At 52.0% G+C, this 13,341-nt stretch carries 12 protein-coding genes and 1 pseudogene; 6 read left to right on the top strand and 7 right to left on the bottom strand.

Going from position 1 to position 13,341, the window contains the following annotated elements; all coding sequences use genetic code 11:
- Window positions 1-22: 22 nt before the first annotated feature.
- From QZ302_RS02335 to QZ302_RS02305, 7 genes and pseudogenes are all read right to left on the bottom strand, one after another.
- A complete protein-coding gene (locus tag QZ302_RS02335) occupies window positions 23-1,426 on the bottom strand; it encodes a mobilization protein (protein WP_294592033.1) in 1,404 nt (467 codons plus the stop codon).
- Window positions 1,427-1,668: 242 nt separating this feature from the next.
- Window positions 1,669-2,634 (bottom strand): annotated as a pseudogene (locus tag QZ302_RS02330) (toprim domain-containing protein).
- 140 nt (window positions 2,635-2,774) lie between these two features.
- Window positions 2,775-3,842, bottom strand: coding sequence for an AAA family ATPase (locus QZ302_RS02325; RefSeq protein WP_294592031.1), 1,068 nt, complete (start codon window positions 3,840-3,842; stop codon window positions 2,775-2,777).
- On the bottom strand, window positions 3,832-4,188 hold the full coding sequence (locus tag QZ302_RS02320; protein WP_294592029.1) for a helix-turn-helix domain-containing protein: 357 nt from the start codon (window positions 4,186-4,188) through the stop codon (window positions 3,832-3,834). Before QZ302_RS02320 ends, QZ302_RS02325 begins: the two co-directional genes overlap by 11 nt.
- Before the next feature lie 455 nt (window positions 4,189-4,643).
- Window positions 4,644-4,928 carry a helix-turn-helix domain-containing protein gene (locus tag QZ302_RS02315; RefSeq protein ID WP_294592027.1) on the bottom strand — a complete coding sequence of 95 codons (285 nt, stop codon included), beginning with the start codon at window positions 4,926-4,928 and terminating at the stop codon, window positions 4,644-4,646.
- A gap of 111 nt (window positions 4,929-5,039) precedes the next feature.
- Window positions 5,040-6,272, bottom strand: coding sequence for a site-specific integrase (locus QZ302_RS02310; RefSeq protein ID WP_294592025.1), 1,233 nt, complete (start codon window positions 6,270-6,272; stop codon window positions 5,040-5,042).
- Between the two features lie 318 nt (window positions 6,273-6,590).
- Complete coding sequence (locus tag QZ302_RS02305) at window positions 6,591-6,743, bottom strand: hypothetical protein (RefSeq protein ID WP_294592023.1); 153 nt, start codon at window positions 6,741-6,743, stop codon at window positions 6,591-6,593.
- 352 nt (window positions 6,744-7,095) lie between these two features.
- On the opposite strand from QZ302_RS02305, the gene mraY reads away from it, so the two are divergent.
- The 6 genes from mraY to murD all read left to right on the top strand — a co-directional run bounded on the left by mraY (window position 7,096) and on the right by murD (window position 12,936).
- Complete coding sequence (gene mraY / locus QZ302_RS02300; RefSeq protein WP_294592021.1) at window positions 7,096-8,349, top strand: phospho-N-acetylmuramoyl-pentapeptide-transferase; 1,254 nt, start codon at window positions 7,096-7,098, stop codon at window positions 8,347-8,349.
- Between the two features lie 47 nt (window positions 8,350-8,396).
- Entirely contained in the window at window positions 8,397-9,116 is a 720-nt protein-coding gene (locus tag QZ302_RS02295; RefSeq protein WP_294592015.1) for a zinc metallopeptidase, read from the top strand.
- 543 nt (window positions 9,117-9,659) lie between these two features.
- The gene (prfA, locus tag QZ302_RS02290) at window positions 9,660-10,757 is read left to right on the top strand and encodes a peptide chain release factor 1 (protein WP_294592013.1); all 1,098 of its coding nucleotides are present in this window, start codon (window positions 9,660-9,662) and stop codon (window positions 10,755-10,757) included.
- 45 nt (window positions 10,758-10,802) lie between these two features.
- Entirely contained in the window at window positions 10,803-11,198 is a 396-nt protein-coding gene (locus QZ302_RS02285; RefSeq protein ID WP_294592011.1) for a CCC motif membrane protein, read from the top strand.
- Window positions 11,199-11,225: 27 nt separating this feature from the next.
- Window positions 11,226-11,462 carry a DUF2752 domain-containing protein gene (locus tag QZ302_RS02280; RefSeq protein WP_294592009.1) on the top strand — a complete coding sequence of 79 codons (237 nt, stop codon included), beginning with the start codon at window positions 11,226-11,228 and terminating at the stop codon, window positions 11,460-11,462.
- A gap of 118 nt (window positions 11,463-11,580) precedes the next feature.
- Complete coding sequence (murD, locus tag QZ302_RS02275; protein WP_294592007.1) at window positions 11,581-12,936, top strand: UDP-N-acetylmuramoyl-L-alanine--D-glutamate ligase; 1,356 nt, start codon at window positions 11,581-11,583, stop codon at window positions 12,934-12,936.
- Window positions 12,937-13,341 lie beyond the last annotated feature (405 nt).

The following is a 13,341-nucleotide window of genomic DNA, read 5'->3' as shown; positions in this document are numbered from 1 at the left end:
CTTGATGCGGTCGCCATTGTTATTATAGTTTCATTCCCCTGCTTTTCTTTTGCTGTATAGGTTGTCGGATTGACTGTCGAAGTTTATTGTACTGCTCGCTAAACCATTGGCTGAGGGGTATTCGATTTACGGTTAAGGTTAGACGCTTGTCGTTATCTCGCAGAATCTGCAAAGGGGTATTATCCGTTGCAAACCATCGGTTATGCTCCGAGGAGAATAGTCGCCCTGTAAAGTTTACGATCCTACCCTTAATCAGCTCTGCAAACTCCATTGCCGAAAGTCCTATTTGCTTGGCAAGGCGTTCCAATCTAAGAAGGTTGGCAAAATCAGGATACCAACGATGGGCAGTATTGATTATTGAATTGAGGATGTTGGTCTCCTCCTTATGCTCTGCCTCCTTTGCTTCAAGAGCTTTGCGATGCTCGTTGTCCTTATTCACCATTGCCCTGTTATGTTCTACCTCCATTTGCTTGATGTTGGATTGCAGTTGCTCGATAGTTTCGTCTCGGATTGCGATTTCATCCCGTAAATCCTCGTTCTTGCGTTCCAACGATTTCATCTTACCGCTGCCGAAAAGAGAACTTACTCCGCTTGCAAGCGCTGTGGCAGCATCGGTAGCTACGCTTTTGAGTTTGTCGGTGCGTATCTCCGATTTCACCTGTTTGAGTTCTCGTTCGGCAAGATCTATCTGGTGTTCCTTGTGCTGTCGCTCAGCCTCTATGCGTTCAAGTTCTGCACGCTGCTTCTCGATGATGAAGTCATTACGCTCCAAATGCTCCTTGCCCGTCTCGGTTTTGGATTGTCCTCGCTCCATTGATAGAATCTCGGATGCCATTGTCTGCATCTGCATCATATCATCATCGTTTAGTTTTCGGCTCTTGCCCGTATCGTGGTCCATCCAATCGAATACGATATGTGCGTGGTAGTTGGGCTTGAACCAACGACCACCGATTTGAAAGCTCTCCTTATCGTCAGGGGCTGGCTCTCCACCGAGCCAATGCCCCTCATCCTTATGAAGGAATATTTGCAGCGGTGTGATACCCCAACGCTGTTGGCACTCCTCGCCAAATCTGCGAACATTCTCCAATGTAGTGTTGGGCTTGATGAGCAATACACCCTCACGAATGGGTGAGCATCCTGCCACCTTGACAATCTTGCCACTCTTGGTTTTGCGTTCCCGTTCTTTCTCTTGCATCGCTCGTCCTGTCTTCGCCTTTACCATCTGCTTGATGTTATTGTAATGCGTCTGTAAGTCATAGTCGCCGAGACGTGGATTTATCCAATACTCATTGTCGGCAACAAGCTGAGGTATGAGGTAGATTTTCGACTCTCCGATGTTACGCATATACTCGGGAGTTCTGAGGTTGTGAGCCTCGCTCGATGATATGTTGCAAGGCTTAATATGTATGCTGCTTTTTACTGCCATTGTTATTCTGATTCTATTGGTTGCACTAATGTCTGTTGGTCATTTGGTCACTTGCTTCCGCTGTCGGGGTTGCTTTGGCGACCCGCTGGCTGCACTCGGCATAGTTCAAGCGAGCTTGTCCTCTGCCCTCGTTTGCACAGGGGTTCTTAGGGGCGAAGCCCATAAGCGGAGTGCAGAGAGGTCACTCTGCACCCTCGGTAGAGCCCACAACTACTTTAAGCGAAGCGTGTAGTTATAGTGAGCTATAACCTGAAGCCTCGTTTCTTCTTCGGCTGTGGTTGTGGCATCCGCCTTGCGGATTGGACTTGCGATTTTTTCTCTGCCTGTTTTGCTTGGTTTCGGTGGCATAGATAGTCATTCAAATCCTTATACTCCTTGTAGTGGTGCGACATATCTTGCAGCCTGTTTCCGAACATCTTTTTCAGATTCTCATACGCTCTTTGCCCTGCTTGGTCGTTATCGAGGAAGCAACCGATTCGGGTGTATGGGCGTAGCTGTTGCTCCGCTTTTGAGAGGTTGGTAACGGAGTTCAGCACCATATAATCCTGCTCGTTTGTGCGTGGCTCTTCGGGATTGTTGTTCACTCGGATTGTAAGGAAAGAGAGATAATCCATAAAGCCCTCGAAGAGATAGCACACATCTCGCTACTCTCCTTGCTGTCGGATATGGGTAATATCCTTTGGAGCAAGGCAACCTTTGAAATAGCGGTTGCGGAGCTCATAGCCACCAGAGATATTCGGGAAGCCGACAACGAAGTAGGTTTTACCCTCATACTCGTATCTCAACTCCTTACACTCTCTTTTGGCGAGTTCGATGTTTATTCCTCGTCCTCGCAGATAGTCGATAAGGGCTGGAGAAGATAACTCGCCAACCTGTACGCCTTGAAAGCTACTGTTATGAGTCTTCTGCTCACCAAAAGAAAAGGATGCCGGGCGAATGTAAGGTGTTCGCTCTGCTATGCGTTCCAACAGATAGGCTACATTCTCGCTATGGTAGAGTTCTGCTGCCAATGCGATGATGTTACCACCCTTGCCGATACCGAAGTCATACCATTGGTTTAACTCGGTGTTCACCTTAAACGAAGCATCGGTTTCGTTCCTCAGCGGTGATTTATACCATAGGCTCCTGCCTTGTTGCTTAACGGGTGTATATCCCAAACTTTGCAGATAGTCTGCCAACTTTATTTTCTTTATTTCGTTGATATTCATATTGTTTTGTTTTTATAAGTTAATTGATTGGTTGATATACCGATTGAGTGCTGTTGTGCAGTCACTCAATCGGCTTTTAGCTTTCTGTATTTAGGTTTAGCAGTACGAATCATATACACCCGAACTAAACTAAACCTACATTAGAATACGAAGTCGGGATTGTATCGCCACCCTTTGCCCTCGGGAATGATCATTCGTTTATTTTCGAGGAATTTCCTCAAATCCACAAGCTTATTGCGACCTCGTTCATAACCGATACTCGCATAGCCCGTTTTCAGTGCGGCAATGACATTGGGGTAGCCCTGTATCACATTGTTACCGAAAGCAGTCTCCAATGCTTGGCGGTGCTCCTGCTCGCTAAGTTCATTCAATGGGAATGTGCGGTCTTTGCGTGGCTGGTCAAAGGTGTAATCCCTGACCAATTCGGGAAGAGCATCATCATTGATGCGGAAAGCAAACGGAGAGAAATCCCTATCTCGAATGTGCATAGCCTTGACCTCGCTGATATTGGCATCTTGCGTGCTTTTGGTTACTTGCAGCACCGTTTCTGCTTTGTTGTTGAGTTCTGTTCCTATATGCCCTCGGGTATTGTCATCGCCTTTGTTCAGGTGCAGCACCGTATGGATATGTAGATTATGCTCGCTCGACCAACGCATAAGCAGATTGATAATCTCTGCCGATTCGCTTGGGGAGTTTATATCATACATCAAATCCCTTATGCCGTCAATAATCACAAGCCCGATACCCTTGACTCTTCGCAAGGTCTCGCCGATAATCTCTCGGCGCCTTTCGGGAGTATGCTCACGCAGAACAATGAAGAGGAAATCCTTGCTGTTCTGATCAATGTCGCACCCTGCCAACCGCATAATGCGTTTGAGCACCTTATGGCAATGGTAGAAGCTCTGCTCGGTATCAACATAGAGAATCTTGCGTTTCTCCTGTGGCAGATATGCCGAGTATTGCAATACCGCACTATTTCTTAGTGCTACTGCCACTATAGCCGAGATATTAAAGGTCTTTTTGCTCTTTGCCTTGCCTGTCGAGGCACTGAAATTACCCAGTGTCCCAATGGTCGAGCCATTCACCCAGAGTATTTCGGGTGGTGTATCGTATGTGTCGGTAACTTTCAGATGGACACTTCGCCAGATAGCAGCAAACTCATCATCTGCCATCGGGGGCTTGGGTGTCGATACTCGATTATTTTCCATAGCCACGCAATTTACGGTTAGCACTCTTGGCAATAGTCAATGCAGCATCGCTCTTATCGTTCACCCTGCGGGCAAGGTTGTCTGCCCACGAAAGAAGTTCCTTACGTGAAAAGAGAAGTTTGTTGCCATACTTGCGGAATGGTACTTCACCCTTTGCCGTAAGTTTATACAAGCGTGCTTTGGAGATTAAGAATCCGTGCTGCTCCAATGCCTCGACTGCGGCATCGGGAGTGAGATTGTCGGGCAGCTCTTTGTGGGTACGAGTAAGACCTGCCAATGTCTGCGAAACGGTTTCGCTTACGATAGCCCTTAACTCTTCGGGCGTGGTTACAATAATATGGTTCATTTTATTCGTCCTTTTTAAGTTAATACTTGGCTATCGTCATAGCCCTCTCAACCGATTGATGCTGCAAAGGAAGAACAAAGGAAACTAAATATCGAATTGTCAATAACTTAACCCACCTATGACAGATTGTGCCATAACTACGACAGATGATGACACAGCATAGGTTTGAGATAGAGAGTATATAAGACAGATGTAGGACAAGTGACGCTATGGCATCATTTGTCCTACATCTGTCAAGTCATTCTAAAAAAGTGCGATTTTTTAGAAGATGTTTGTATTTTATTTCGAGATTAGTTGAGAACTATTTTTGAAATGGTCTAGGTTTGGGTGATGCCGCTAATAGCGGGCTATTTGCAAATTACCCAAATCTAAAACAACCAAAAAGAGTCTCAAATAAGCCGAAACTATTGTTTGCGACAAGGGCTGACTTATTTAATAAAATGCAAAACATCTTCTTACTCTTTTAACTTTTCGAGTTGAGAAATGACCTCTTTTATTTGGAAATATCTATCTCTCGACAAGCCCACATCGCTACGGTAGATAAAACCCATCTGTTCCCATCGGGCTACGGTCTGACGGGTAACACCCGCCATCTTTGCCAACAGCTTCTGATCGATGAGTTCCTTATCACGATAGGTTTCATACTTGTATTTTTTAGTGGCATAGTTGAATTTCAACTTTTCCAGCACCTTATCAATATCATTTATCGTTGGTGGCACATATTCCTTGATATGCAGCACGCCTTCATCAATGAGATAGTTCTTACTCCTCGGCTATCTCTCTTGCAATAATGCCGAAACACTTCAAATTGCGGATTGCTATCTTGGCGGTCTTTCTATTTGGCATACGCTTTAATCAAAATTGGTTAGTAGTTGTGCATTCTTCTTGCGCTCGTCCTGCTCGAAGCTGGCGAGGTAGTTCTCCGTAACCATCAGGTTGGAGTGGCCCAAACTCTCCGAGATATAGGAGATATTCGTTCCGCTACGCTTCAAGACGGTTGCAAAGCTATGGCGTGCTGCGTATGTGGTTACACGAGGTAATCCCAAAGCCTTAGAGATGCGAGTTAAGATGATATTGCAGCGTTGAGTAACCTTGCAGACAAGTTGTTTAATCTCGTATGCAGATTCCCGACCTGTGGCAAACTTGAACAACAATGTATCGGCGTTGCCATCATCGGCGTTACCCCAACGCTCGATGATATATCGCATTTCGGGTGTTAAGACAGCTCTAATGGTGCGTATCTGCTTTGAGGTATTCTTGGTTTTGGCTCTGACGAAACATATCTCATCACCCTCTATATTATTATAGGTAAGGTAGAGCATATCTCGAAAATTGATACCATTGCACAGATAAGAGAAGAACCACATATCGCGATACATCTCTGTCTCCTCGTTGCCATCGGTGTAGGTTACGAGTTGCTTTATCTGCTCCAATGTAAGAGCCAACTTTCGACCCTCAGCCGAGGGCATCTCGAAACGACCTCTGCCAAATGGGAAGTTAACCTCCTTGATAACGCCATCCATACGGGCTTGGTTGAGTATCGCTTTGAGGTACTTGAAATATACATTGATGGTGGATTTGCTCTTACCGTCATTGCTCCAAAAGCGTTCCAACCTATTGAGCCAATCAACGGTAATAGTAGTGAATGGAATTTCCTTACCTGCAAATGCTTCTATACCCAACAGCATAGAGTGATAACCATTGCGAGTGCTATACTGCTCGTTACGCTCGGCATCGGCAACCTTAGCTCTGACTGCTGCATTGACCGTAACAGTCGCACAGCGTCCTAAACGAATGCTGAGTAGGTCGAAACCAAACTCTCCTCGCTCGGCAAGGGATTCAACTTGGCTCTTGATGATGGAAAAACTATTCTCTACACTTGAACGAATCTCCGACAATCGGCGACTCTTGCTCTCGGCAAGGTTCGCCCAATCCTCCTTGGAGAGCTCCTGCCCCGTAGAGTAGTATTTCTGCTTGCGGTTGTAGATGACCTGTATCTTGACAGGAAACAACCCGCTCTTCTTGGCTCGACGGGCATCCAGCACCGAGAGTACCGATATGCCGTCCTTTGAATACTTGAACATAATCTGCCGTTTTTATAGGTTAATTACTTCTGTGTATGCAAATCTTTGTACATACTATTTGCATACAAAAGTAGATATTATCGGCAAATTTTGCAAATCACAAGAAAAGAAAATGTGCCAAAATACGCTAAAACACAATGTTTTGCATATTATTGGCAAATCTTAGAAAATAGGTGAAAACACTCTATGATTTACACATAGTAAAAAGTAGGAGCCCCCGCGGCTTGAGCGGGCAAGAAAAGAACAAAGAAAACGGATTAATCGGGTGAAGGCTACCGACCCGGCAGGCCCATTGCCCGCCGCGGGCCCGCGCCCCGTTTATTCCGAGAGGCAACGCAACTGAAAACCGGAGCCACGGTAGCCCGAGTTGTTGGCATTGAAATCTTGCGAATGGAAATTTAGGTTTAGACTGTAGATGCTGTTTGTGGCGAACGACCAGCTGAATCCGCGGTAGCCGACCATGCCCAGCACGCCATTGATTCTCTCGCGGTAGCCCGGGGCGGTGGGTTATAAGCTACCGACCCGGCAGGCCCATTGCTCCCCCGCGAGCACGCGGTTCCGAGAGGCACCGCAACTGAAAACCGTGGGCACGGAAGTTCGTGTAGCCGGGATTGAGCCACGTTCAAGTACACGCCATTGGTATTACCGGCCGTAGAAGATCAGCCGTCACCGCTGTTACCGACGTTACGCTACACGCCCGCATCGTGCCCGCGGTAGCCCGGGGCGGGCCGCTCCGGCAGAAAGCCTCCGTTAATCCTCCCACCCGTGACGAAAAGCCCGCCGGAATGACTATCTTTGTCCAGGAAAAAGCGCGCAACAACCCATGATCTATCACATCGCCGAATACCTCGACCGGACCATCGACCTGCCCGGCGCCGGGATGTTCAACTATATATCCTTCCGATCCGCACTGGCCATCGTCGTATCGCTACTCATCGGGATGGTTTTCGGGAAATACATTATCCGCCTGCTCCAGCGTCGCCAGATCGGCGAAGAGGTGCGAAACCTCGGCCTCGAAGGCCAGCTCCAGAAACGCGGGACACCGACCATGGGCGGACTCATTATTTTGGCCGCAATCCTTATACCCGTTCTTTTGTTCGCCGACCTCACCAACATCTATGTCCAGTTGATGCTCGCCACCACCGTATGGTTGGGCCTTCTGGGCTTTCTCGACGACTACATCAAAGTCTTTCGCAAGCGGAAAGAGGGGCTTAACGGCCGATTCAAGATCTTGGGCCAGGTGAGCCTCGGGATTATCGTCGGCACCACCATGTGGATCAGCCCCCAGATCGTCTCGCGCGAGCCCGCCGCCGTGCGGCAGCAGAACGAAGTCGAGCGCGTCGTGGCTAACGACTTGGGGAACCGGCGCACCGTGCTCTATTTGACCCCGCCCGAGAAATCCACCGACACCACCGTCCCGTTTTTCAAGAACCGCACCTTGGACTACCGCAACCTGATTCCCATCGAAGGGAAATGGGGCGATACGCTCGGCTGGCTGCTCTATATTCTCGTCGCCACCTTCGTGATCACCCTCGTCTCCAACGGCGCCAACCTCACCGACGGCCTCGACGGCCTGGCCGCAGGAGTCTCCGCCTCCATCGGCGTGGTGCTCGGGATACTCGCCTACCTCTCCGGGAACGTCATCTATTCCGAGTATCTGAGTATCATGAATATACCCGGCTCGGGCGAACTGCTCGTCTTTGCCGCGGCATTCGTGGGCGCTTTACTCGGATTTCTGTGGTACAACTCCTTCCCCGCGCAAGTGTTTATGGGCGATACCGGCTCGTTGGCCGTCGGCGGGATTATCGCCGTCTTCGCGCTGCTGATCCGGAAAGAACTCCTCTTGCCCATTCTTTGCGGCGTGTTTATCGTCGAGAGCTGCTCCGTGATCATTCAGGTCTTTTGGTTCAAATACACCAAACACCGGTACGGCGAAGGCCGTCGCGTGTTTTTGATGGCCCCCCTGCACCACCACTACCAGAAAAAAGGCTACTTCGAAGTCAAGATCGTCACCCGTTTTTGGATCGTCCAATTGTTGCTGGCCGCCATTACGCTGATGACCCTCAAGATACGATAACCACCTTTCGACACGTTTTTTATAACCAAACCACACACTATTTTATCATGACACTGCTGACCGCTTCCTCCTCCTACTTCTATTCGATGGGGCCCGAGTTCCTGCTCATTATCGCTATCGGGATCGTCGGTTTTATCGTCCAGTCCCGTTTGCAGAGCGTATTCAACAAATACTCGAAAGTTCCTTTTGCCGGCGGTCTGACCGGTCGCGAAGTGGCCGAAAAGATGCTGCGTGACAACGGCATTACCGACGTCCGCGTGACCCACGTCTCGGGCGAGCTGACCGACCACTTCAACCCGGCCAACAAGACCGTGAACCTCAGCGATTCAGTCTACGAGAGCAACTCCGTCGCCGCCGCGGCAGTAGCCGCTCACGAATGCGGCCACGCCGTTCAGCATGCCGTGGGGTATGCTCCGCTCAAATGGCGTTCGGCATTGGTTCCCGTGACCAGCTTCTCTTCGAAGTTCGCGATTCTGTTCATCATCGGCGGTATTGTACTGGCCGGCGTGACCAATAACCTGGTATTGTTCTGGATCGGCATCGGGATGATCGCCATGTCCGCCTTGTTCAGTATCGTGACCCTGCCCGTAGAGTACAACGCCTCGCATCGGGCCTTGGCCTGGCTCGAAAACGAGCAGATTCTGAACTCGCAACAGCAGGCTCAGGCCAAGGAAGCATTGACATGGGCCGCCCGGACTTATCTGGTCGCCGCCTTGTCCGCGATTGCGACCTTGATCTACTACATCGGCTTCGCCCGCCGCGATTAGGGTTCTGTGTCTACCCGGATAGAACCGTACCTTTTGACTTCGTCTTCCTCGTGCTACCTCGGCAAATCCCGCAAGCGGTCTCTGCCCTCGGTACGCTACTCGGTTCTGAAGAAAAGGTACCCAAAAGACTTTCGTGATAGCTACGCTACTCCTTAGGCTCCGCAGTCCTCAGTCTTCGTGAATCTTTCGGGCTGGGTTTTCTCGGCGAGCGCGCTTAGGGTATTATGCCCAATTATTTAGCGCGCTGCGCCGGAAAACCACAGCCCAACGAACCAACCGAGATTTGGGCCGCCGGCAGCTTGAGGATGCGTTAGCATCCGTCTGAAGTTTTTTTTGGTTCTTTTTGTTCACAAAAAGAACAGTTCGAGGCGGAACAAAGCTCGACGCGCGCGAAAAATGCCGCCCGCCCGTATGAAAAAGGGAAATCTTTCCAAGCATTCTGCGCTTTGAACAAGATTTCCCCCAGCGCGCCGACCGAAACCCCACTCTCTCCGGCGCGAAAGAAAAAGCTTATCTTTGTACGATTGAAACGAAACGCGATATATGGCAGATAATACCATACTGGCCAAATTGGACGGCATTCGGGAGAAATACGCCGCCATATCCCGGCAGATCACCGATCCCGAAGTGATGAGCGACATGAAACGATACATCCAGCTCAACAAAGAATACAAAGAGCTCGGCCCCATCGTCGAAGCCGCCGATCGGTACCGCACCGCCGTCGCTAACTTACAGGAAGCCAAAGACCTCTTCGCCAACGAGAAAGACGAAGAGATGCGCGAGATGGCCCGCGGCGAGATCGAGACCCTCGAACCCGCCATCGCCCGGCTCGAAGAAGAGATCAAACTCATGCTCATCCCCGCCGACCCCCAGGACAGCAAAAACGCCATCATGGAGATCCGCGGCGGCGCAGGCGGAGACGAAGCCGCCATTTTCGCCGGCGACCTTCTGCGGATGTACCTCAAATTTTTCGAACGGCGAGGCTGGAAAGCCGAAATCAACAGCCAGAGCGAAGGCACCTCCGGCGGTTACAAGGAAGTCGTTCTGAAAATCACCGGCGACGGCGTTTACGGCGTTTTGAAATACGAATCCGGCGTCCACCGCGTACAGCGCGTGCCCCAGACCGAGACCCAGGGCCGCGTGCATACCTCTGCCGCCTCCGTCGCTGTGCTGCCCGAAGCCGAAGAGTTCGACATCGACCTCAAGATGGAAGACATCCGGAAAGACACCTTCTGCGCCTCCGGGCCGGGCGGGCAATCCGTGAACACCACCTATTCCGCTATCCGGCTGACCCACATCCCCACCGGCATCGTCGTCCAGTGCCAGGACCAGAAATCCCAGCTCAAGAACTTCGACAAAGCCTTGGAAGAGCTCCGGACACGGATCTATAACCTCGAATACCAGAAATACCTCGACGAAATCTCCTCCAAGCGGAAGACCATGGTCTCCACCGGCGACCGCTCCGCCAAGATCCGCACCTACAACTATCCCCAAGGGCGGATGACCGACCACCGGATCGGCTACACCATGTACAACCTGCCCGCCTTTATGGACGGCGACATCCAGGAATGTATCGACAAACTCCAGTTCGCCGAAAACGCCGAACGGCTTGCCGCAGCCGCCAGCGAAGACGAAGCCTGAACACCTGTTTTGTCTGTGAAATCTTTACACTAAAAGGATACGGATATGGAAAACTACAACGAAAACCAACCCCAATCGGAACCGCAACAGCCGCAACCCAATCCCGGCGGCGGATATTATGCCCCGAAACCCACCCTGCCCAATGCAGCCGCCTCGCTCGTGCTCGGGATTCTCTCCGTGGTCACCAGCTGCTGGTTCGTCGGCCTGATCCTCGGCATTATCGGCCTCGTTTTCGGGAACAAAGCCCGCGCCATCTACCTCGCCGCACCCAACGACTACAACGGATACGGGATGGCCAACGCCGGTCGCGTGTTGTCCATTATCGGGATTTGCATAGGCGGCCTTTATATCCTCTACGTATTGGTTATCATCGGGATTATCGGCATCGGCGTCGGACTCTCGGAAGGCGCCGACTGGTTCCGCCAGATCAGCTCGCTCTGAGAGGAGCTCGTCGGGCGCTATCGCCTCATGCCCTGCGCCTATCGGCAACTGTTCGGCTTCGATTGCCCCTTCTGCGGCGCGCAGCGCTCCCTCCAGCTTTTGTTGCAGGGCAGACTGCGCGAGAGCCTGTTGCTTTTTCCCGCCTTGTTGCCGTTGGCCGCCACCATGCTCCTGATTCGGCACCTCCGCCTCCTGCGGATCATGCTGTGGGTGGACGTGGCGATTCTGCTCGGGAGCTGGCTGATTCGCCTGATTTGGAACTGAAGAATACGAAACGCGTTACGCATTTTTGCGCGGCGCGTTTTTTTGTATAAACCGTCCTCCGCATCTCTCGCCGGGCGTCGGAAAACATTAAATTTGCAAGATTAAAAACGCATCGACTATGGCATTGGCAGTGATTTTGGGCGGCGGCGAGAGCGGATACGGCTCCGCCGTGCTGGCCTCTTTGAAAGGGTACGACGTCTGGCTCTCCGACGCCGGACAGTTGAAAGAGCCCTACCGTTCTCGCCTGGCGGAACGGGGGATCGCCTTCGAAGAGGGTTCCCATTCCCTCGGGCCTATTTTGGAAGCTGAATTTGTGGTCAAGAGCCCCGGCATTCCGGAGAGCGCCCCCGTCGTGCAGGCCATTCGCGAGCGGGGGATACCCGTGATCTCCGAGATCGAGTTCGCCGGTCGCTACCTTGCGCCGCACACCCGCACCGTCTGCATCACCGGCAGCAACGGGAAGACCACGACGACGACCCTGATCCATGCGATGATGCGCACAGCCGGTTTCCGGGCCGAACTGGCCGGGAACATCGGCCGGAGTCTGGCTCTGCAGGTGGCTGAGACCGAACCGGAAAGGCAGCCCGATTGGTACGTGATCGAATTGAGCAGTTTCCAGTTGGACGGGATGTACGATTTTCGGGCCGACATCGCCCTCCTATTGAACATCACCCCCGATCATCTGGATCGGTACGACCACCGGATGGAGAACTACGTCGCCAGCAAATTCCGCATCACGCAGAATCTTCGGCCGGAAGATCTCTTCGTCTGCAACGGCGAGGATCCGGAGACCCAGGCCTATTTGCCACGGGTGCAGGCGGGATTACAGGCTGAAATTTGCTCTTTTTGCGTGAAAGACGCCTCCGGCCCGGCCTCATACGATGCTGTTGCGGGGATGTTGAGGTGCGACGGTTTCGAGTTTCCGGTCGCCGGGATGCGGATCAAAGGGTTGCACAATATCGCCAATGCACTGGCCGCCGTCGCCGCCTGTCGGAAAGCCGGCGTGCCGGATGCCGCGATTGCCGAGACCCTGCGCACGTTTAGCGGCGTGGAGCATCGGCTGGAGCCGGTGGCGACAATCGATGGGGTAGAGTATATCAATGATTCGAAAGCGACGAACGTCGATTCCGTGTGGTATGCCTTGCAGTCAATGACGCGTCCGACGGTGTGGATCGCCGGCGGGACGGACAAAGGGAACGACTACGGCGTTCTGATGCCGTTGGTGCGGGAGCATGTGCGTGCCGTCGTCTGCATGGGGCTCGACAATGCCAAGTTAGTTCGTACCTTCACCGGCGTCGTTCCGGTTTACGACACCTCGTCATTGGCAGCCGCCCTTGCCGCCTGTCGCGAGGTGGCCGAGGCAGGCGATACGGTATTGTTGTCCCCCGCCTGTGCGAGCTTCGACCTTTTTCGGAATTATGAAGACCGCGGCCGTCAGTTCAAAGAGGCCGTTCGTGCTTTTTCTGGCGAGTGAATTTATGCGTTTTTTGTTCGTGCCATGACGTGCCGTCTTTTTTTCGCGCGGTACCGCGCGAACAGAGAACGGGGTAGAGGCTACCATTAAACCACCCGCAGGGTGCGTCCGCCGGGCGGGCGCGTTCGCGCCACGGCGGGCGGCCTTTATTACTTCAACGCAAACGCGCGCCACGCCTTAGGAGGGAAATCGTCAAAATGTGCTTGCACGTTTTGACAAGATTTCCCAAGGCGCGCGAACAAAGAGCGGTGCGAGGAATTGGGCCGAGGCTGCCGTAGCGAAACGCAAGTTTCGCCCGTCCACGGGACGTGGGGCCCGCGCGGCCCGAGCGCAGTACCCTCCTGTAGGACAGACGCGCGCCGCCGCCTAAAGAAGCGATTCAGCGATTTCGGCGGTAGCCGAATT

It is taken from the genome of uncultured Rikenella sp. (assembly GCF_910579375.1).
Taxonomy (GTDB): Bacteria; Bacteroidota; Bacteroidia; order Bacteroidales; family Rikenellaceae; genus Rikenella.
This window is presented reverse-complemented; position numbering and strand designations above follow the sequence as displayed.

Coding starts and splice junctions, on each gene's coding strand:
- QZ302_RS02295 (WP_294592015.1), top strand. CDS start 8,397: ATGACACTGCTGACCGCTTCCTCCTCCTACTTCTATTCGATGGGGCCC.
- QZ302_RS02335 (WP_294592033.1), bottom strand. CDS start 1,426: ATGGCAGTAAAAAGCAGCATACATATTAAGCCTTGCAACATATCATCG.
- QZ302_RS02280 (WP_294592009.1), top strand. CDS start 11,226: ATGCCCTGCGCCTATCGGCAACTGTTCGGCTTCGATTGCCCCTTCTGC.
- QZ302_RS02310 (WP_294592025.1), bottom strand. CDS start 6,272: ATGTTCAAGTATTCAAAGGACGGCATATCGGTACTCTCGGTGCTGGAT.
- QZ302_RS02285 (WP_294592011.1), top strand. CDS start 10,803: ATGGAAAACTACAACGAAAACCAACCCCAATCGGAACCGCAACAGCCG.
- QZ302_RS02320 (WP_294592029.1), bottom strand. CDS start 4,188: ATGAACCATATTATTGTAACCACGCCCGAAGAGTTAAGGGCTATCGTA.
- prfA (WP_294592013.1), top strand. CDS start 9,660: ATGGCAGATAATACCATACTGGCCAAATTGGACGGCATTCGGGAGAAA.
- mraY (WP_294592021.1), top strand. CDS start 7,096: ATGATCTATCACATCGCCGAATACCTCGACCGGACCATCGACCTGCCC.
- QZ302_RS02325 (WP_294592031.1), bottom strand. CDS start 3,842: ATGGAAAATAATCGAGTATCGACACCCAAGCCCCCGATGGCAGATGAT.
- murD (WP_294592007.1), top strand. CDS start 11,581: ATGGCATTGGCAGTGATTTTGGGCGGCGGCGAGAGCGGATACGGCTCC.